At 61.7% G+C, this 20891-nt stretch carries 19 protein-coding genes; 15 read left to right on the top strand and 4 right to left on the bottom strand.

Annotated features, from left to right (window positions below):
• Window positions 1–23: 23 nt before the first annotated feature.
• Together BLT08_RS15630 and BLT08_RS15625 are read right to left on the bottom strand one after the other, a co-directional pair.
• A complete protein-coding gene (locus BLT08_RS15630) occupies window positions 24–608 on the bottom strand; it encodes a thiamine pyrophosphate-dependent enzyme (RefSeq protein WP_090309644.1) in 585 nt (194 codons plus the stop codon).
• Between the two features lies 1 nt (window position 609).
• Entirely contained in the window at window positions 610–1143 is a 534-nt protein-coding gene (locus BLT08_RS15625) for a thiamine pyrophosphate-binding protein (RefSeq protein ID WP_090309641.1), read from the bottom strand.
• A 348-nt stretch (window positions 1144–1491) separates the two neighbouring features.
• Between BLT08_RS15625 and BLT08_RS15620 the strand changes: the two genes are divergently transcribed.
• The 4 genes from BLT08_RS15620 to BLT08_RS15605 all read left to right on the top strand — a co-directional run bounded on the left by BLT08_RS15620 (window position 1492) and on the right by BLT08_RS15605 (window position 7971).
• The gene (locus tag BLT08_RS15620) at window positions 1492–3129 is read left to right on the top strand and encodes a thiamine pyrophosphate-binding protein (RefSeq protein ID WP_175529338.1); all 1638 of its coding nucleotides are present in this window, start codon (window positions 1492–1494) and stop codon (window positions 3127–3129) included.
• Between the two features lie 87 nt (window positions 3130–3216).
• Window positions 3217–4092: an NAD-dependent epimerase/dehydratase family protein gene (locus tag BLT08_RS15615; RefSeq protein WP_090309634.1), complete on the top strand. Its 876-nt coding sequence runs from the start codon at window positions 3217–3219 to the stop codon at window positions 4090–4092.
• Window positions 4093–4198: 106 nt separating this feature from the next.
• Window positions 4199–5947, top strand: coding sequence for a hydantoinase B/oxoprolinase family protein (locus BLT08_RS15610; RefSeq protein ID WP_090309631.1), 1749 nt, complete (start codon window positions 4199–4201; stop codon window positions 5945–5947).
• A complete protein-coding gene (locus BLT08_RS15605; protein ID WP_090309628.1) occupies window positions 5944–7971 on the top strand; it encodes a hydantoinase/oxoprolinase family protein in 2028 nt (675 codons plus the stop codon). The genes BLT08_RS15610 and BLT08_RS15605 overlap by 4 nt, the downstream gene beginning before the upstream one ends.
• A 44-nt stretch (window positions 7972–8015) precedes the next feature.
• Here BLT08_RS15605 and BLT08_RS15600 read toward each other — a convergent pair whose 3' ends face one another.
• Complete coding sequence (locus tag BLT08_RS15600) at window positions 8016–8774, bottom strand: IclR family transcriptional regulator (RefSeq protein WP_090310143.1); 759 nt, start codon at window positions 8772–8774, stop codon at window positions 8016–8018.
• Window positions 8775–8967: 193 nt separating this feature from the next.
• On the opposite strand from BLT08_RS15600, the gene BLT08_RS15595 reads away from it, so the two are divergent.
• Complete coding sequence (locus BLT08_RS15595) at window positions 8968–9789, top strand: SDR family NAD(P)-dependent oxidoreductase (protein ID WP_090310141.1); 822 nt, start codon at window positions 8968–8970, stop codon at window positions 9787–9789.
• An 18-nt stretch (window positions 9790–9807) separates the two neighbouring features.
• On the opposite strand, the gene BLT08_RS15590 is transcribed toward BLT08_RS15595, so the two are convergent.
• The gene (locus BLT08_RS15590) at window positions 9808–10119 is read right to left on the bottom strand and encodes a pyrimidine/purine nucleoside phosphorylase (protein ID WP_090309625.1); all 312 of its coding nucleotides are present in this window, start codon (window positions 10117–10119) and stop codon (window positions 9808–9810) included.
• Window positions 10120–10323: 204 nt separating this feature from the next.
• On the opposite strand from BLT08_RS15590, the gene BLT08_RS15585 reads away from it, so the two are divergent.
• The 10 genes from BLT08_RS15585 to BLT08_RS15540 all read left to right on the top strand — a co-directional run bounded on the left by BLT08_RS15585 (window position 10324) and on the right by BLT08_RS15540 (window position 20828).
• Window positions 10324–11421: a Leu/Phe/Val dehydrogenase gene (locus tag BLT08_RS15585; RefSeq protein WP_090309622.1), complete on the top strand. Its 1098-nt coding sequence runs from the start codon at window positions 10324–10326 to the stop codon at window positions 11419–11421.
• A gap of 118 nt (window positions 11422–11539) precedes the next feature.
• Window positions 11540–12646, top strand: coding sequence for a pyruvate dehydrogenase (acetyl-transferring) E1 component subunit alpha (gene pdhA, locus BLT08_RS15580; protein WP_090309618.1), 1107 nt, complete (start codon window positions 11540–11542; stop codon window positions 12644–12646).
• A gap of 3 nt (window positions 12647–12649) precedes the next feature.
• Window positions 12650–13663 (top strand): alpha-ketoacid dehydrogenase subunit beta, encoded by a 1014-nt coding sequence (locus BLT08_RS15575; protein WP_090309615.1) that lies wholly within the window; start codon window positions 12650–12652, stop codon window positions 13661–13663.
• A gap of 6 nt (window positions 13664–13669) precedes the next feature.
• Entirely contained in the window at window positions 13670–15250 is a 1581-nt protein-coding gene (locus BLT08_RS15570) for a dihydrolipoamide acetyltransferase family protein (protein WP_090309613.1), read from the top strand.
• A 429-nt stretch (window positions 15251–15679) separates the two neighbouring features.
• Window positions 15680–16930, top strand: a complete 1251-nt coding sequence (locus BLT08_RS15565) for an ABC transporter substrate-binding protein (protein ID WP_090309610.1) — start codon at window positions 15680–15682, stop codon at window positions 16928–16930.
• A gap of 20 nt (window positions 16931–16950) precedes the next feature.
• A complete protein-coding gene (locus BLT08_RS15560) occupies window positions 16951–17859 on the top strand; it encodes a branched-chain amino acid ABC transporter permease (RefSeq protein ID WP_090309607.1) in 909 nt (302 codons plus the stop codon).
• On the top strand, window positions 17856–18896 hold the full coding sequence (locus BLT08_RS15555) for a branched-chain amino acid ABC transporter permease (protein WP_090309604.1): 1041 nt from the start codon (window positions 17856–17858) through the stop codon (window positions 18894–18896). Before BLT08_RS15560 ends, BLT08_RS15555 begins: the two co-directional genes overlap by 4 nt.
• A complete protein-coding gene (locus BLT08_RS15550; protein ID WP_090309601.1) occupies window positions 18893–19702 on the top strand; it encodes an ABC transporter ATP-binding protein in 810 nt (269 codons plus the stop codon). The genes BLT08_RS15555 and BLT08_RS15550 overlap by 4 nt, the downstream gene beginning before the upstream one ends.
• The gene (locus BLT08_RS15545; protein WP_090309599.1) at window positions 19702–20406 is read left to right on the top strand and encodes an ABC transporter ATP-binding protein; all 705 of its coding nucleotides are present in this window, start codon (window positions 19702–19704) and stop codon (window positions 20404–20406) included. Before BLT08_RS15550 ends, BLT08_RS15545 begins: the two co-directional genes overlap by 1 nt.
• Before the next feature lie 17 nt (window positions 20407–20423).
• Complete coding sequence (locus BLT08_RS15540; protein WP_090309596.1) at window positions 20424–20828, top strand: PPOX class F420-dependent oxidoreductase; 405 nt, start codon at window positions 20424–20426, stop codon at window positions 20826–20828.
• Window positions 20829–20891: the final 63 nt, after the last annotated feature.

The raw sequence follows: 20891 nt of genomic DNA, 5'->3' as shown, positions 1-20891 counted from the left end.
AGCATCTCGTCATTTCCACCCATTTATTGGTCCGGATCGTCGGCGATAGCATCACGAACTCGGCGGGCAATAGTTGGATAGTCAATCGGTGGTCGATCATCGGTATCGACGGGGTCGACACGACAGACAATCATCGAGGTTCCATCGGTTGCGATTGCGTTTCGATACGCAGTCTCAAACGCGTTGGTACTGTGAACTTCAGTCGCGTGAACGCCGCAGCTTTCGGCCACACCAACGAAGTCTACGGCCGGTGAACGAGTCGGCTGGCCACCGGTGGTTGCATACGTCTCGTTATCCCAGACGACTACAGTAAGGTTGTCGAGGTTGTGCTGGGCCACTGTCGTAAGCTCACCCAGCGACATTAGTAGTGATCCATCTCCCTCGAGGACGGTAACGTGCTCGTCGGAAACGAGCGCGAGTCCTACTCCGACGGGTATCGTGACACCCATGCTTCCCCATTGGTAGAAGTTGCGTTCCCGGTCGGCGACGCCGGCGAGGACGTACGAGGCGACGCCGAGGTTCGAGACGAGGACGGCATCCGGCGTCACGTCGAGGAGTCGCCGGGTACACGCGGTCTGATCGGCGGTTTTGGGAGTGCCGTCCGACATACTACAGCCCCTCCAGTTTACTTCCAGTTACTGTTTGCTCGAGAAGAATGATGTACGGCGTCGCCGTCGAGAATGCCGACTCTGCAGCTAACCGAATATGGTGTCCCACGTCGTCGGCCTCTGTTACCGTGTCGTTTCGGACGCCGAAATCGTCGAGAATACGGTCGATGTTGTAGCCAACGGGCACCTGTGCGACGTTGAACTCGCCGAGATTCCCGCGACGAGTCACGACAGCGAAAAAGGGTGTGCGAGCGGGGAGTGTGAGCGATCCGATCGCATTTATCGCGTTTGCCAGCCCACTCGATTGACAGAGCAACGCTCCGCGTGTTCCGCCAACCCACGCGCCCGTGAGGACACCGATCGCAGCCTCTTCGCGAGCGACCTGTACCGTTTCGAACGCCGAGTCGGACTCGACAGCTTCGATGAGGGGGCCGATTTTCGAATCGGGCAAGTGAGCGACGACCTCCACGTCGGCCTGCTTCAGTGCCTCGACTGCATCGGGAATCCACCGGTCCGTGCGGTTCGAGGATGTCACGTTGTGGTCACCTCGGTAGTCGACGGAGCGGTCTCGACGCTCGTCCCGTTCTCAGCCGTGCGATCGGTCACTGGCGGAACGGTGGAAGTACCAGTGCTGTCTCTAAAAGATTCTTGCGAACTGCTGTCGTCCATGTCCGTTGGTACCGTAACTGCTGTAATGAACGTTTGGACGCTGAGTGGATTGCAGCGAGTATCGGACGCGAAGTACGTCAAACGGACTCAGTAACCACATCCATATAATCTTACACAAGGAGCAAACGCTTTGAGGGTCGTCCGCCACTGTGTGGCGTATGGCGTCCCACCGAACAGATAGTCGTGGATGGATGCAACCGACCGGGTACGAGAGATGACTGAAACATCGACCGAGACTGGAAGTAATTATATTTTGGATGCCCTCGAGCGAGAAGGCATCTCGACGCTGTTCGGTCTCGTCGGGGAGGGGAACGCTCATCTCGTCGACCGAACGAACGACCATGCCCTCCAGTTCACCTACGCTCGCCACGAGCAGGCTGCAGTCACGATGGCCGACGCGTATGCCCGCATGACCGGAACAGTCGGCGTCTGTACGCTCACCCACGGACCAGGCCTGACGAACGGGGCGACCGGGATCGCGGCTGCCGACCGGGACAACGTTCCACTAGTAGTACTGGTTGGAGACACCGGGTTTGCAGGACGTGAGACGTCGTTGCAGTATCTGGATCACCAGTCGTTCACCAGTCCGATATCGGCCTACCAGACGCGAATCGAGACGTCCGAGACCGTCCCCGAGGCGATCCGTCGAGCGTTCGGTGAGGCACGAACCGAGCGCGGACCAGCAGTAGTCGAAATACCGGGCGATATCCAGTCGGCGCCCGCTCCCGAAACGCTGTATCGGCCGAAGCCGACCCCCTCCCAGCGACCCCGTCCCGATCAGACTACTGTCGAAGAAGCGGTTTCCGTCCTCGAGGATGCCGACGCACCCGTGGTTCTGGCCGGCGGGGGTGCAATGACGGCCGATGCGGCGGAGCCGATCGTCGAGCTAGCCGAGCGGATCGGCGCTCCGATCGCGGTGACCTATTTCGCCAAGGGCCTGTTCCCCGAGGATCATCCGCTGTACTCGGGTATCGCGGGTACGTTCATGTCTCCCGCCAACGACGAACTGCTGTGGGACGCCGATGCGGTGGTGACCGTCGGCGCACAACTGTCCGGGAAGGTGACCCGGTACGGCGAACTCTATGCGGACGCAGCCGTGGTTCAAATCGATATCGACCCCAGCGCAGTCGGTCGATACCGCGACCCGACTGTCGCGTTATTGGGAGATGCGTCCGCGGCTATCGAGGCGTTAGTCGATCGAGTGAGCGTCGATTCGAATCGAGTGACGCGAGTCGCGACGGCGATCGAGGAGGCCGAAAACGCGTTCGAGTTCGAACCGGCCTCGACCGACGAGTACGTCGATCCGCGGGTGGCAACCCGAGAAATCGCTGCCCGCGTTCCGGACGATACAGTCGTCACCATCGACTCGGGAAACAATACGGGGTTTCCGGCGGCGTTTCATCCGGTCGGTGACGGCGGTCGAATGCTCGTCAACGGGAATTTCGGGACGATGGGATTCGCCCTTCCGGCAGCGCTGGGAGCGCAGGTCGGTACGCCCGATCAGACGGTGCTGTGCTACGCCGGTGACGGATCGTTGCTTCAGGTCGTCCAAGAGATCGAGACCGCGGTTCGTCTCGAACTGCCGATCATCGTCGTCGTATTGAACGACGAGAGCTACGGCATCATTCGCCACCGGCAGCGCCTCGAGTACGGTCGGGAGACAGCGGCGGACTACTCGAGTTCGGACTTCGCAACCGTCGCGCGCGGGTTCGGTGCTCGCGGCGAGACGATTCGATCGATCGACGACTTAGACATCCTCGAGGAGTACTGTGAATCGGAGCCGTCAGTCCCGCTCGTCCTCGACGTTCGGACCAACCCGGATATCGCGCGGCCGGGGTTCCCACCGTACTGATTCGATCGGGGCAGTGAACCGGTCGACCCGGCGATAACGATGACCCGAACGTATTTATCGGTCCACGGCCCCCCTTTCGGTAGGAGGATGAAGATACTACTCACGGGTGCCAACGGAACCGTCGGTGAGGCGATTCTCTCTCGGCTCGGTGATCGAGACGAGTTCGAGTTTACGTGTCTCGACGTCACGGAGCACCCCGAGCGAGAAACGGTGGTCGCAGATGTCACCGAGTACGACGACATTCGGCCCCACTTCGACGGCCACGATGCAGTGATTCACCTCGCGGCGCTGGTCGATCTGAGCGCCGCGTGGGACGAGATCCTTCGGACGAACGTTATCGGCACGTACAACGTGTTAGAAGCAGCCGCCGATGCAGAAGTCGAACGGTTCATTTTCGCATCGTCGATCCACGTGGTCGGGATGTACGAACTCGACCTCGCGCCGGAGCTCTACGACTCCGAGTACGATCTCGCGCTCGGTCACGAGACGCCGGCCCGACCCGACTCGTTCTACGGACTCTCGAAGGTGTTCGGCGAGAACCTCGGCCGACTCTACGTCGAGAGCCACGAGAGTCCGCTGGGATCGGTCCACTCGGCGTTTACGACCAACACGCGGGAGTTTCCGAGTCGGTTCTACTCGCTTCGCATCAAGAGTGTCAGGGATGACGCTCACGACCACCCCTACGGACTCGCGGAGGAAGGCGTCGAAGCCGGACTGTGGGATCGAGACAGCGAGGACTACGAGTACATGGCGGAGCGACTGAAAGCGACCTGGCTCTCCCATCGTGACCTCGGCGACCTCGTCGAGCGTTGTCTCACCGACGAAACGGTCGAGTTCGACAGTTTCTGGGGAGTCAGCGACAACGACGGGAAGTGGGTGGATCTCGAGCACAGTCGCGAGGTTCTCGGGTACGATCCACAGGACAACGGCGCCGAGTGGACCGGGCCGCCGAGTGAGGAGTGAATCGCCCGTCTCGAAAGCATACGTCTCCCAATTTAGAGGGGACTGTGGGTCGTTACTACCCGGTTGGCGCCCGCATCTTTATGAGACGAGACTCGGAAGTGAGTGTATGGTAGATACGGGCGAGCTAGAAATTTTTCGTCACTCGTTGAAGAGTATCGTCGAGGAGATGGGCGTGACGCTTCAACGGACGGCGTACTCGACGAACATCAAAATCCGACGCGACCACACGTGCGCGCTGTTCGACGCGGACTTGCGTCACATCGCACAGCACGATATCGCGCCACAGCATATCGGCTCACTGGTCTCCGTCATTCCGAAGAACGTCCCCGACTGGGAGGACGACCTCGAGCCCGGCGACGGAATCCTCATCAACGACCCGGATAAGGGAGCGGTTCACCTGCCGGACGTGATGCTCATCTCGCCGCTGTTCCACGACGACGAGATCGTCGGCTACGCCGCGAACTCCGCCCACCACGTCGATATCGGCGGCGGGACGCCGGGTGGCATTCCGAACGACAGCACGGAGCTGTATGCGGAGGGACTGATCATCCCCGGCGTTCGCGCGGTCCGTGACTGGAGCTACGACGAGCAGATCCTGTCGCTGATCCTCCGAAACGTTCGTCGGCCGGATATGCGCCGCGGCGATTACCAGGCACAGCTGGGAACCAACCGCATCGGGGAGCAGCGGTTCACGGCGCTGTACGAGTCCTACGGGGCGGAGCAACTCACGACGTACCTCGACGAACTTCTCGACTACACCGAACGGCGGGTCAGAGCGGCGATCGCCGACCTCCCGGACGGTCAGTACACCGCCGAGGATTACATGGATGGCGACGGCATCGTCGACGAACCGGTCCGGCTCCGGATGGCCATCACCGTCGACGGCGACGAGATAACGGTCGATTTCACCGGGACGGCTGCGGAGAACACCGGGCCGCTGAACTGCACCCCGGCGATGATTTTCGCCGGAACGATGTCGGTAATTATGGCCTTTATCGGCACCGATCTCCCGAAGAACGACGGGTTCTACCGCCCGTTCGAGGTGATAACGCCCGAGGGAACGATGGTCAACCCCTCCGATAACGCCCCGGTCGCCGGTGGGTGGGAGATTCCGATGCGCGCCGGCGATCTCGTTACCAAAGCGCTCGCCGACGCCGTTCCCGAGGAGACCATCGGCGCGACGAAGGGAATGGTCTGTAACGTCGCATACGGCGGGACCGACCCGCGAAACGAATCCGAGTACGTCTACTACGAGACGGTCGCCGGCGGCTACGGCGGTCGCGCCACGAAAGACGGAATGGACGCGGTTCAGACGCACTTCCAGAACACGGCCAACAGCCCCATCGAGGAGTTGGAATCGGAGCTTCCGGTCTACGTCCGACGATACGAGCTGATTCCGGACTCGGCGGGCGCGGGCCGACAGCGCGGCGGACTCGGCGTCCGCCGCGACCTCGAGTTCTCCGATCACAGCGCGTCGTTCTCGCTGTTGACCGACCGAACTCGCTCGGCACCGTGGGGCGTCTTCGGCGGGAAGAGCGCACGCCCGTCCCGGTTCCGCCGCAATCCCGACACCGACGCCGAAGTCGAACTCGAGTCCAAGTCGACGACGCAACTGGACCCCGACGACGTTGTCAGTATCCAGACGCCGGGCGGCGGCGGATACGGCGATCCGCTCGAGCGCGATCCGGACGCCGTCCTCGAGGACGTTCGGAACGAGAAGGTGTCGCCGGAAGCGGCTCGGGAGGCGTACGGCGTCGAACTGACCGACGAGACGAACGTCGACGGCGACGCGACGGCGGCCCGTCGAAGCGAACTCCGTGACACCGCTGCTGCTGACGGCGGTGAGTTGGAATGACGGTCCGTATCGGCGTCGACACGGGCGGCACGTTCACCGACGTGGTGTTGTACGACGCAGCGACGGGTGAGATACACATTACCAAGACGCCGTCGACGCCGCCGAACTTCGACGAGGGCGTGCTGACGGGCATCGATAAGATCATCGAGAAGACGGACACGGAGCCGTCGACGGTCTCGTTTCTGAGTCACGGAACGACCGTCGGCACGAACGCCGTTCTCGAGGGCGATATCCCCGACCTCGGGCTGATAACGAACGAGGGGCTGCGAGACGTCCTGGAGATCGGCGACCAGACCCGGCCCGAACTGTACAATCTGCAGGTGGACAAACCGCCCGCGTTGGTCCCCCGTCGCCTTCGCCGGGAGGTCCCCGGCCGTTTCGATTCGGCGGGCGAGATCATCGATCCGTTCGACGAGACGCAGGCCCGAACGGTCGTCGAGTCGCTCGCCGAGGCGGACGTCGACTCGATCGTCGTCTCGCTGCTGTTCTCGTACCTCGAGGACGACCACGAGCGACGGGTCGGCGAGATTATCGAACGGGTCGATCCCGAACTGGACTACGCGCTCTCGTCGGCGGTCTACCCGGAGCGACGCGAGTACGATCGGACGGTCACGACGGTGCTCAACGAAGCGGTGAAAATTCGGATCCAGGACTACCTCGACCGGCTCGATACCGGAATCGCCGACCGCGGTCTCGACGTTCCGCTCACCGTCATGCATTCGGGTGGCGGTATCTTCGGCACGACGCAGGCGACCGAGTTCGCCATCCGGACGGTCCTCTCCGGTCCTGCGGCGGGTGCCGTCGCGACGCGGGACGTCTGCCAGACCGAGGCGCTCGAGAACGTCATCGGGCTCGACATGGGCGGGACGAGCACCGACGTCAGCGTCGTCGAAGACGGCGATATCGTTCGTTCGACCGCCGGCGAGATCAACGACCTGCCGATCAACACGCCGATGATCGATATCCACACCGTCGGCGCCGGCGGCGGGAGTATCGTCTGGATCGACGAGGGGGGCGGACTCCGGGTCGGTCCGCAGAGTGCGGGTGCGGATCCGGGGCCGATCTGTTACGATCGCGGAGGCACGGAGCCGACGGTCACCGACGCAAACCTCGTGCTCGGTCGGATCGACCCCGACGCGTTCCTCGAGGGAAACATGTCGACCGCTGCCCAACGAGCCCGCGATCGGTTCCGGACCGAGATCGCCGATCCGCTCGGCGAATCGCTCGAGGAGGCGGCAATGAGCGTCCTGAAGGTCGCGAACGCGAAGATGAGTCGCCAGATTCGAAAGGTGACCGTCGAACGGGGACAGGACCCAGCATCGTTCTCGCTGGTGGCGTTCGGCGGGGCCGGTCCGCTGCAGGCGGCCGCGGTCGGCCGGCAGATGGAGATGGATTCGATCGTGCTCCCGCAGAGTCCGGGCGTGTTCTCCGCCAGAGGGCTGTTGCTCGCGGATATTCGACTGGACGAATCTCAGGCGTCTCATAGCACCCGCCCCGATGCCGAAATCGCTCGCTCACAGTTCGAGTCGATGGAAGCGACGCTCGTCGAACGGTTCGACGAGCAGGGGTTCGACCGTCGCGAGGTCGACGTCGAGTACGCGATCGACGCTCGGTACGAAGGGCAGTCCTACGAGCGAACCGTAGCGCTGGCCGGCGAAACGGTCACCGAGGAGACGCTCGGAGCCACCGTCGAGCGGTTCCACGACGTCCACGAGCAACTGTACGGCTACTCCATGCCGAACGAACCCGTCGAACTGGTTGCGCTTCGATCGACCGGGACGGTCGAGACGGCTCCGCTGGAAGCCCAGTCCGTCGACGCCGATGTTGACGCCGTTCGCACCGAACGGAAGGTCTACTTCGAGGGAGGGTTCCGAACCACGCCGATCTACCGGCGATCCGGGCTTTCCGTGGGCCAGCAACTCGAGGGACCGGCGATCATCGAGGAACCGGGCTGTACCTCGCTGTTGCCGCCGGGGACGACTGCAAACGTGACCGAGGACGGGAACGTGATCGTCACGCTTTGACCGATCACGGTTTCGAGCTGGAGCCGCTCGATCGGACGAAGCGGCTACGAGAACCGAAGATTGATTTCGATGATGTCGGCCGCTTCCTGGACGAGTTGTGGCAGTTCTTCCTCGAAGAACTCCCCTTTGACTCTGCTTCTCGGTCCGGAGACGCTGATCGCGCCACAGGGATCGTCGCCGGACGGGGTGATCGGTACCGCAACACAGCGGATACCCGAAACCCGTTCTCCGCGGTCGATCGCGTACCCCCGTTCGCGAATCTCTGCGAGTTCCTCCTTTAATTCGTCACGGCCGGTGATCGTGTTCGACGTCGCACTCGGGAGCCCGTGATCGTCGATGACGGCGTCGACTCGCTCTTCGTCGAACGCCGACAGCATCGCCTTTCCCAGTCCGGTTTGATGGAGGTACGTGCGCATTCCGGGATGGGCGTCCAGATAGAGCGCGTTGTCGCCGCTCTGCAGGTAGGCGTAGATACCCTTGTTGTGTTCTTCGACCAGTACGCTGGCGAGTTCGCCCGTCTGCGCAGCGAGTTCGTCGATCTCCGGCATCGCAATATCACGGATCGTCAATCGATCCTCGATGTGTTTACCGACCGCGAGGAACCGCAGGCTGATCCTGTAGGTGTCGTCTTCCTTGACCAGATACTCGTTCTGCTCGAGCGTCTGCAGATAGTTGTGGACCGTACTCGTCGGTCGGTCGAGTTCGGCAGACAGCTCCCCGACACCGGCCCCGTCGAGTTCTCTGATCGTCTCGAGTATCTGTAGGGTCGTTTCAGCCGATTTGATCCGACTTTTTTGGGCCATGATATCATGGTGCATCCGCGATGGTAAATATCTATCCCACATCGTGGGATGGTTGGTCAGTCGAGATACCGCTCTTGGAACGAGCGTTTTAGGTGCGTACTACAACAGCTACTGACGTCAGCGGAGCCTGTCACAAGATATATCGACATATTGGCAAAAATGATATGTGTCCCCAGCGGAACTGTGGATGTGTATGTCTGACAAGCTAGCTGGCAAGACAGCCGTTGTTACCGGATCGAGTAGCGGTATCGGCGCCGCAATCGCTACCGGGTTCGCCGAGGAAGGGGCGAACGTCGTGACGAACTCCCGAGCCAAGGAGCGAGCTGAGACGACTGCAGCGGAAATACGCGAGGACGGTGGTTCTGCGATCGCCGTCGAAGGCGATATTAGCGACCCCGACGACGTATCGGCGCTCGTCGAGGCCGCCGTCGACGAGTACGGCAGTCTCGACATTATGGTCAACAACGCGGGCATTTCGGTCATCGAACCCGCCATGGAGATGGATCCCGAGGACTGGCAAAACGTGATCGACGTCAACCTCTCCGGCGTCTTTTACGGCGCACAGGCGGCCGGTCGACAGATGATCGAGCAGGGAACCGGCGGACAGATCATCAACATTTCGAGTATCTTCGGGAAAATCGGCATTCAGGGACGGTCCCCGTACAACGCGTCGAAAGGGGGCGTCAACAACCTGACGCGGAATCTGGCGGTCGAACTGGCCGAACACGATATCCACGTGAACGCGCTCGCGCCGGGATTCATCCGAACGCAGTTGGACGAACAGACGCGAGACAGCGACGACCGAGACACCGTTCTCGACGAGGACGAGTGGCCGTACTACGGGTACGACGACCAGCACATCGAGAACCGGGTGCCGCTGAACCGATTCGGCACGCTAGAGGAGATGCAAACCGTCGCCCTCTTTCTCGCGTCCGGCGACCACTATACGACCGGCGAGATACTCAACGCTGATGGCGGCTGGCTCGCGTTCGGGTGGGGAAGCAAAGGACGATAACCGTCCCCGATCAGACACTCACTCGTAGGTACAGCAGTAATCGACGAGTTCGGCGACCGAGACCTCGAACGTCGTCGCTGCGGGGACGGTGAACGATTCCCCCGCTCCGTACTCGGTCGATTCGCCGTCGACCGTTGCAGTGAGTCTGCCGGCGTACAGCTCGATGTGTTCCTCGTCCTCGGTTTCGAACTCGTACTCGCCGGGGTGCATGATCCCGAGGGTCTTCCGAACGCCGTCGTCGGTAACCAGCGATCGGCTGGTAACGCTGCCGTCGTAGTAGACGTTCGCTCGTTTCGTTATCGTCGCGCTTTCGAACGTATCGTTCGACATCTGCACGTACCGTTACTGCCCGCCCACTAAACGCTATCGTCGGATCTGACCTGGACCGTGTCTTCCGCCCTACTCGTTCGACTCGACCAGCAGCAGTCGGCTCTTTGCTCTTCGTCTCTGAGTTACTCGCAGGTCGACCTGTCACGGAATGTCACGGGTTGCAAAATCTATAAAACCACGTACTGTCAATAGAGTACTCACCGCATGGTAGAAATTCACAAGCTATTAGGCGAGCATAGTCACAACGAGTTCAAAGCGTTCCGTGACGATGAAGCTGGCCTTCGAGGATTCATCGCGATTCACGATACGACGCTCGGACCGGCGGCCGGTGGGACCCGACGATACGCCTTCGAATCGGAGGAGGAAGCGATCATCGACGTTCTCAGACTATCGCGTGCGATGACCTACAAGTACGCGATTTCCGGGATCAACATGGGCGGTGCGAAGGGCGTCATCTGGGTGGACGACGAGGACCAGCGAAGCGAGGACCTCTACCGCGCCTACGGACGGATGGTGGACAGCTTCGGCGGCCGATTCGTCACCGGGGCTGACGTCGGTACCGATCAGGAGGCGATGCGTTGGATCGGCGACGAGACGGATTACATCATCGGGCTTCCGGAACAGTTCGACCACCCCGAGGGCTATCACGGCGGTGGGCTCGGCGTCATCAAGGCGATGGAGGCGTGTTGCGAACTCGAGTACGATGGTGACCGCGACCTCGCGGATCTCCACGTGACCGTCCAGGGGGTCGGCGAGATGGGGACCAGTATCGTCCGCTACCTCCACGAGCGGGGTGCGCAGGTGACGGTGTCCGACATCAACGAGGAACAGATCGACTACCTCGAGGACGAGTACGGCGTCGGGTCCGTCGATCCCGAAGGCGTGTACGACGTCGACTGTGACGTGTTCGCGCCGTCGGCACTCGGATTCGTGCTCAACGACGACACGATTCCGCGGCTGCAGTGTGACATCGTTTGCGGCGCGGCGAACAACCAACTCGACGACGAGGAGCGCCACGGCACGATGCTTCAGGAGGAAGGGATCCTGTACGCACCGGACTATCTCGCCAACTCCGGACGGACCATTGACGACACCGATCTCCTTCGGAAGGGCGGGTACAAACACACGCGAGCACGCGCCATGATCGACGGCATCTACGACCGAATGCTGACGATCGGCCGCCGCGCCGACGACGAGGGCCGTCCGACCTACGAAGTCGCCAACGACGTCGCTCAACAGCGCATCGATGCGATGAAAACGATGCGCCAGAAGGTCCACGAGACGCGAAAGCCCCAGTGGTAACGATCTCAGACACGATGTGTACACGCAGTTCGACCACCGACAGCAGTAGCGGGAGTTCGATCGTCGTCTCAGCGGTCGCAACCGACGGCGTCGGAGACACCGACAGTATGAGCAACCAATGAGTTTCGAACCCGGATTTCACGCAGAAGAACAGATCCTCGACGAAGACGGCCGAGTGCTCGATGGCGAAACGCCGCCGGACCTCGACGACGACGTTTTCGTCGATATGTACAAACAGATGCGGCTGTGTCGACAGTTCGACAAACGAGCCGTGAGCCTCCAGCGACAGGGACGGATGGGGACGTACTCGACGATGCTCGCCCACGAGGGCGCGCTCGTGGGGAGCGCCTTCGCTCTGCGCGACGACGACTGGATCGTTCCGTACTATCGCGATCACGGGGCGACGGTCACGCACGGCCTCGGCTTCGAACACATCCTGCAGTACTACATGGGCCACGAGGAGGGCAGCGTCGTCCCGGAGGATACGAGCGTCTTCCCGATCTGTATCACGATCGGCGATCAGATCCCCCACGCAACCGGGGCCGGGATGGCGTCGAAGCTCCGAGACGGAGACGACAGTGCGGTCGTCTGTTACTTCGGCGACGGGGCGACCAGCGAGGGCGACTTCCACGAGGGCCTCAACTTCGCCGGCGTCTTCGATACGCCGAACGTCTTCTTCTGTCTGAACAATCAGTGGGCGATCTCGACGCCGATCGAAAAACAGACCGCCGCGTCGACGCTCGCTCAGAAGGCGTCGGGGTACGGATTCGACGGCGTTCGAGTCGACGGCATGGATCCCCTCGCGGTCTACGAGGTGACTCGGAAGGCGCTCGAGACGGCTCGTGACGCCGAGTCCGAGGCCCCTCGCCCGACCCTGGTCGAGGCGTTGTTGTACCGGATCGGTGCACACAACACGAGTGACGATCCCTCGAACTATCGCCAGGAGTCCGAGACGGAGCCGTGGCGCGAGCGCGATCCGATCTCGCGGATGGAGACGTTCCTCCGCGAGCGCGGCCTGTTGAGCGACGAACGGATCGCCGCGATCGAGGAGGAAAACACCGAAGAGATCGAGTCGGCGGTCGAGATCGCGGAGGCCTACGAGCCGGATCCGGACGACATCTTCGAGCACGTCTTCGACGAACTCCCCGACCGGATCGAAGAGCAACGTGCGGCGTTCCGCGAGCTACACGAACAGTACGGCGACGAGGCGTTTCTGCGCGACTAACGAATGGCAACCACAACACCAGATCCAGCGGCGGTCGACAGCCAGACCCTGACGCTGGTACAGGCGGTTCGAGAGGGACTGTACACGGAGATGAAACGAGACGACGACGTCCTCATCCTCGGAGAGGACGTCGGCGACAACGACGGCGTGTTCCGGGCGACCGAGGGGTTGGTCGACGAGTTCGGCAGCGATCGAGTGATGGACACGCCGCTGGCGGAATCGGCCATCATCGGTACGTCGATCGGGATGGCCGTCCGCGGATTTCGCCCCGTCCCGGAGCTCCAGTTCATGGGGTTCGTCTATCCCGCGTTCGACCAGCTCGTCAACCACGCGGCACGGTTCCGAACGCGATCTCGAGGACGCTTTACGTGTCCGCTGACGGTCCGCGTCCCCTACGGCGGGGGTATCCGCGCGCCCGAACACCACTCCGAATCTACGGAAGCGTTCTTCGCCCATCAACCGGGGCTCAAGGTCGTCGTTCCGTCGACGCCGTACGACGCGAAGGGACTCCTCGCCAGTGCGATAGAGGACCCCGACCCGGTCGTCTTCCTCGAGCCCAAACTCATCTACCGATCGTTCAAGCGGGAGGTTCCGGACGAGCGCTACACCGTCCCGATCGGCGAAGCGAACGTGCTTCGCGAGGGGTCGGACGTCGCCGTTTTCACTTGGGGGGCGATGGTCAGGCCGACGCTCGAGGCTGCGGAGACGCTCGCCGAGGACGGCATCGACTGTCACGTCGTCGACGTGCGCTCGATCTATCCGCTGGACGAGGAGACGATCGTCGACGCGTTCAAGCGTACCGGGCGCGGCGTCGTCGTCCACGAAGCGCCCCAGACGGGCGGAATGGCGGCCGAGTTGACGTCGACGATCCAAGAGGAGGCCGTCCTGTACCAGAAAGCACCGATCAAGCGCATCACCGGATACGATACCCCGTTCCCGTTGTACGCGCTCGAGGACTACTACCTGCCGAGTGCCGCTCGCATCGAACACGGCATTCGGGAGACGGTCGAGTTCTGACAGCCGATGACCAGCAAGGAGTTTACCCTGCCGGACGTCGGCGAAGGGATCGCGGAGGCGGAACTCGTCCGGTGGCTCGTCGAACCCGGCGAGGAGGTAGCCGAAGACCAGCCGATCGCGGAGGTGGAGACGGACAAAGCGGTAGTCGAAGTCCCGTCGCCGTACACGGGCGTCGTCGACGAACTCCGTGCGGTGCAAGGAGAGGTCGTTCCCGTCGGCGACGTACTGATCACGATTCGGGTCGGTGAAGCCGACCTCGAGGGAGGCGTTCCTGACTCGGAGGGGACGGTCGATGGCCGCGAACAGCGCTCTGGGCCGGCGGCCCGGACGACCGATTCCGACGCGAACGACCGCGTCGGTTCGCCCGAAGGGGAACGCGGCGAGCGGGGCCGTCCGATCGCACCGCCTTCGGTTCGACGGTTCGCCAGGGAGCACGACGTCGATCTGGCAGCGCTCGTGCCCGGCCGCTCCGCGACTCGTCTCACGAAAGCGGACGTTCGAGCGGCTATCGATTCGTCCGCAGAACCGACGGAGTCGGGACAAACGGAACCGGTAGCTGATCGCACCGAACGGCCAAGCGGCGACGCGTCGGACCCACTGTCGGCTGACTCGTCCGACACCGTCTCCGCCCCCGCCGCCGGCCGAACTCTCACGTTGGCCCGCCCGAACACGCGACGGATCGCCCGCGAGAACGGAGTCGATATCGACGACGTTCCGACGGAGACACGTCGAGATGGTGCGGCCTACGTGTCCGAAAGCCAGGTCCTTCGCTATGCTGAAGGGGAATCGCCTCCGACTGCATCCACGAATTCCGGACGGGCGACAGCCGCGACGAGCGAGGACGGAGCGCCCGCAGCCGCGACGGCCGAACCCCCGCGGACCGACGCCGAGATCGAGCGGCGTCCGTACGAGGGCGTCAGGCGAACCATCGGCGAGCGGCTGTCGCAGTCGAAGTTCACCGCGCCCCACGTCTCCCATCACGATACGGCGACCGTCGAGGAGCTCGTGGCAACTCGAGCACAGCTTTCGGATACCGTCGAAGGGCGAGGTGCGTCGCTCACGTACCTGCCGTTCGTCCTGAAAGCCGTCGTCGCGGCTCTGAAACGCCATCCGATACTCAACTCCCGACTCGATGAAGAGGCGGCTGAAATCCGTCTGCTTCGGGAGTACCACATCGGTATCGCCGTCGCGACCGACGCCGGATTGCTGGTCCCCGTCGTCGAGGACGTCGATGAGAAGGGTATCGCGTCGCTCGCCGAAGAGATCGCTGACCTCGCCGAGCGGGCTCGCTCGCGGGAGCTGACACCCGACGAGATGTCCGGTGGAACCTTCACGGTCACCAACTTCGGCGTGATCGGCGGCGAGTACGGGACGCCGATCATCAACTATCCGGAGACGGCGATCCTCGGACTCGGCGCGATCGACGAGCGAGCGGTCGTCGAAGACGGCGACGTCGTCGCCCGGCCGACGCTTCCGCTGTCGCTTTCCTTCGACCACCGCGTGATCGACGGCGCGGACGCTGCCGAGTTTACGAACGCCGTGATGGCGTTTCTCGAGCAACCGCAGCTGTTGCTAGTGGAGGACTGAGATGGTCGTTGCGTGAGGCGTCGGAACTCGTTGCCGGGGTGGGACTCGCAATCGAGATGGGTTCGGCGCTTGAAGACGTGTCCGAAACCGTTCACACGCCTCCCCAACGTTGTCCGAGGCGATCGCTGAAACCGCCAAACGTGCCGTAGTCAAGCGATTAACGCGGGTAATTGATCGAATCGGTCAGAATGCGGCGTTCGAGACGCCGAACTGAGAGCGGGTGCCGCCAAAACGGCGGAGCGACGTCCGGGTCCAGACTGTGTGGATCACTTCTTCAAAAGCTTCGTTTGTCGTAGAATGCCGATAACGGCCCCCGATTCAAAAGAACCAGTGTGGATAATTCATATTATGAATTGATAGTACAGGAATCGGTGTCGATGTGCTGAACCAGAACCTATATGTTTGTCTATGACTACCATGATAACGTGTATGGTAGACGATAATCTAGCGCGCAGAACGGTACTAGCCGGTGCAGGTGCGGTGACTCTCGGCTCGTTGGCAGGGTGCTTACAGGACGACGACGGCGAGACGGACGGCTACGTCGTCGGGATGGTGGATGCTCTGACTGGAACGCTGGCTCCCTACGGTAGCGAATACAACGAACGCGCCCGGGAGATGGCCCTCGAGGACATCAACGACGTCGGAATCGGACCGGACAACGAGGAGTTCGAGATCATCTTAGAAGACAGCGAAAGTTCGAACCAGTCCGGCGTCAACGCGGCCCAGCGACTGATCAATCAGGAGAACGTCCCGCTGTTGTACGGTGCAGTCAGCAGTGGCGTCTCGATCGCGATCCACGAGAGCGTCGTCGATGGGACTGACGTCGTTCACATCGCACAGTCGAGTTCGGGGGCGACCGTGTCCGACTATCCCAACTTGTTGCGTCCGGTGCCGAGCGGTGCCGGAAAGGGCGCCGTCCTCTCGAACATGATGTACGAGGATGGACACGACACGATCGCGGTGACGTGGATCAACAACGATTACGGGGACGCAATGGGGCAGGTTGTCGAAGAACACTTCGAGAACGAAATGGGCGGAACGGTCGCGTACAACGGTTCGCACGACCCCGGCGAGGCGAGCTACAGCGCCGAACTCTCCGAGATGGCCGACACGGACGCGACCGCGTGGCTGTTCGCTACGTACGCCGACGAAGCGATCGTGCTGTTCAACGACGCCTACGACCAGGGGTACAACGAGGAGGTCGACTACTACGGTGCCGAGAGTACTATCGCGGACACGATCCTCGACAACACGGAACCGGGGAGTCAGGAGACCCTCAAGGGAGTCCGGGAAGGACCGCCGGAGGGTTCCGACGTGTACGAGCAGTTCGAAGAGCGGTTCAACGACGAGTACGATGCGAACCCTAACGTCTATACGGCGTACACGTACGACGCCCTGATGTGGGGTGCGATGGCGATCGAGGCGGCCGACGAGTACACCGGCGAGGCGATCGCAGAACACATTCGAGAGGTCACGAAAGAGCCGGGCGAGGAGGTCAACTCGTTCGAAGAGGCGAAGGAGATCCTCGAGGACGGTAGTTCGGACGACATCAACTACGTCGGACCGAGCGGTCCCGGCGAGCTGGACGATAACGGCGATCCAGTCGGCGTCTACGAAGTCTACACCGTGGAGGATCACGACTACGTGATTGGTGAAACCATTTCGGCAGACGAAATCTAAGCGGTTGTCTATTGGCACATATGTCGGTTATTCAATTAGCAGTAGACGGAATCGTCTATGGAAGCATCATCGTGCTCGGGGCTGTCGGGCTCTCGTTAGTCTACAGCATCGGGGACTTTCCGAACTTCGCACACGGCGACCTTATGGTGGCCGGGGCGTACGGTGGACTGGTCGCAAACCTCGGCCTTACCCAGATCGGGCTTCAACCGACGAGCGTCTTTTCCCCCGAACTCCTCGTAACGATCGTTGCAGGCCTTGCCATCGGAATTGTCGTCGCAGTCGCAACACACTATCTCGTCTTCAAGCCACTCGATAGTGGCCCGATCGCGTTGCTCATCACGAGTTTCGGTGTTGCTCTCATCTATCGATCGCTCATCTGGATGGGATTCGGATCGAGCGCCCGATCGTACAATTTCCCACGAAGCGGGCCGATCGGATCGATTCGAGACGCGACCGGACTGGCGGTTACCAATCGGATGCTCGTGATCGTACTGGCAACCGCCGTCGTCGTCACGACGCTGCACTTCGTTCTCCAGTACAGTATGCTGGGGAAGAAAATGCGCGCGGCCGCCGACAACGGCGACCTCGCTCGAATCAGTGGGATCCGTCCCCGAGAAACCGTCCTGACGATGTGGGTCGGTGGCGGTGCGCTCGCCGCGATGGGCGGGGTCTTTCTGGGACTCCACACGCTCATCCGCCCGCTGATGGGATTCGACATTCTCCTCCTGATCTTCGCTGCCGTGATCCTCGGCGGGATCGGTAGCATCTACGGCGCGATGCTCGGCGGGTTCGCGATCGGACTCGCCCACGAAATGACACCCGTTATTCCGGGCGTCGGCTCCGAATACGGCGCAGCAGTCGCGTTCGTCATTATGATCATCATTCTTCTCGTCAGACCGGGTGGAATTCTCGGGGAGGAAACGACATGAACGTCACCATTCCGAAGACCGATCACGAACTGGGTTCCACGTCAGTCGTACTGCTCGGCCTCATCGTACTGTTGGGTCTCGCAATCCTGACGGGTGCACTGACCGTCTCGTATGCAACGTACCTGATCGCACTGAGCGGCATGTACGTGCTCCTCGCGCTCGGACTCAACGTCCAATGGGGCTACGGCGGGATTATCAACTTCGCCGTCGTCGCCTTCTGGGGGCTCGGCGCGTACGTCGCTGCGCTTGCGACCGCGAGAACGTCGCCGCTGGGTCTCGAGTGGCATCCACTCTTCGCGCTCGTCGTCGCGATCATCTTCAGCGTGATCGCCGCGATCCTCGTCGGGCTTCCAGCGATCCGATTGCGCGCGGATTACCTCGCCATCGCGACGCTCGGCTTCTCGGAGATCTTCCGACTCCTGGTCGCCAACGAGACCCACATCACCGCCGGAATGGCCGGCCTGGCCGGCATTCCGAGCGTGCTCGAGGACCTGCCGTTCGATACCGTCACGACGAACCTGTTGGTCGTTGCGGTAGCGGGCGCGCTCGTCTTCCTGTTCCTCCGACGGATACATCGCTCTCCGTGGGGGCGAGTCATGCAGATCATCAAGGCCGACGAGGACCTCGCCGAATCGCTCGGCAAGAACGCCTTCTCGTTCAAGATGCAGACGTTCGTCCTCGGTTGCGTGATCATGACCATCGCCGGGGTCTACTACGCTCACTTCATCGGCTACGTCGATCCGACGGACCTCGATCCGCTCGAGACGTTCTTCGTCTGGGTCGCTGTCATCCTCGGCGGCAGCGGGAGCAATCGCGGCGCCGTCGTCGGAGCGTTCATCCTCGTGGCCGTCCTCGAGGGAACGCGATTCCTCACGGATTTCTCGATCTTCGCGGCGCTGAGTACCGGTCCGCTCCGATTGCTCATCGTGGGCGTGCTCATCGTCCTGATCATGCGATTCAAACCCGAGGGACTCTACCCGCCGCGTGACGAACTGATCTGGCCCAAGAGCCAAACGGATACGGAGGGGCAGTCATGAGCTCGTTCGAACTCACCTACGACGGTGCCAACCTCCAGAAAGAGAATACCGTCCTCGAAGTCGCCGGACTGAAGAAATCGTTCGGCGGATTGGTCGTTACCGACGACGTCTCGCTGGCTATCGAATCGGGATCGATTACGGGAATGATCGGGCCGAACGGCGCCGGGAAGTCGACGCTGTTCAATCAAATTTCCGGGTTCTACGACCCCGACGACGGCACGGTCGAGGTCAACGGAACCGACGTCACCGGCAAGCAGCCGAACAAGATCGTTCAAGAAGGTCTGTTACGGACGTTCCAGACGCCTCGACGGCTGGAGAAGATGACCGTTCGCGAAGCGATGCTCGTCGGCGCACAGTCCCAACTCGGTGAATCGATCCTTCCGCTGTGGATATCGGGCGCCGAGGTAACTCGCGAGGAGCGAGCCAACCTCGAGCGAGCGATGGAACTGCTCGAGTTCTTCGAGATCGATCACCTCGCGACCGAGCCGACGACGAGCCTCTCGGGCGGCCAGATGAAACTTCTTGCGCTGGCGCGAGCGCTGATGGCGGAACCCGATATCCTGTTGCTCGACGAACCGGTGGCCGGGATCAACCCGACGCTGGTCAACCAGATCGCGGGCTTTATCGAAGAACTCAACCAGGAGCAGGGGTATACGTTCTTCATCATCGAGCACGACATCGAGTTCCTGATGGGGCTCGCCGAGGAGGTCATCGTCCTCAATCAGGGCCGCGTATTGCTCGAAGGCACACCGGAAACGGTCCAGTCGGACGAACGAGTTATCAACGCCTACCTGGGTGATATGTAATGACCGTACTCGACATCGATCAGGTCGACAGCGGCTACGGTGATCTCCAGATCCTCCACGACGTCTCGATGCACCTCGAGGAAGACGAAATCGTCTGTATCATCGGCCCGAACGGCGCCGGCAAGAGTACGGCGATCAAGACGATTTTCGGGCTCGTCCAGCCCTGGACCGGAGCGATCACGCTCCGCGGAACCGAAATATCCGGGCAGATGCCCGAGGATATCGTTCGACAGGGGATCAGCTACGTTCCACAGACCGACAACGTGTTCAGCACGTTGACGGTCGAGGAGAACCTCGAGATCGGCGGCGTCACGGTCAGCGACGAATCCACGGAGATGATCGAAAAGCTGTACGATCGGTTCCCGATCCTCGAGGAGAAGCGCTCCAAGAAGGCGCGAACCCTCTCCGGCGGGCAGCGTCAAATTCTCGCGTTTTCACGCGCGTTGATGGTCGATCCCGACGTCCTATTGATCGACGAACCGAGCGCGGGACTCGCCCCGTCGCTCGTCCAGGACGTGTTCGAAAACGTCAAGCAGATCAATAGCCTCGGCACGTCGGTTCTGATGGTCGAACAGAACGCCCGCGCCGGGCTCAATATCTCCGACCGCGGCTACGTCCTCGCACAGGGCCAGGTCAAGTACGAGGACGACGCACAGGCGATCCTCGAGAACCCGGAGATCGGTGAGCTCTACCTCGGCGGATAACCCACTACCCCATATTTATGACACCCATTCCAAGCGAGTACGAAGACTTGCTCACCGGTGATGCCATCGCACACGTCGGTACGGTGTATCCAGACGGGAGCCCCCACCAGGCTCCCGTTTGGGTGGATTACGACGGCGAGTACGTGTATATCGGCGGGAAAGCCGAGACGAGAAAGCACCGAAACATCGAGCAGGATCCGAGAGTGTCGATCTCGGTGACGGATCCCGAGAACCCGTATCGGTTTCTGACCGTCAGGGGAACCGTCGTCGAGCGCAACGAAACGGATGCGATGGCGTTCATCGACCGACTCTCCGAACAGTACTGGGGCTGTGAGTTCCCGAGCGATCGGGACGCCGACCGCGTCAAACTGCGGATACGGCCGGATCACGCCGTTGGACGGACTATCCCGCGGCCGGAGTGACGGCGGTCTGCTCGCTGTTGTTCTATCCGCTGCAACTGTTTGCCGCCGTATCTTTTTGTCACA

Origin of the sequence: Natronorubrum texcoconense (genome assembly GCF_900100335.1) — an archaeon.
Classification (GTDB): domain Archaea; phylum Halobacteriota; class Halobacteria; order Halobacteriales; family Natrialbaceae; genus Natronorubrum; species Natronorubrum texcoconense.
This window is presented reverse-complemented; position numbering and strand designations above follow the sequence as displayed.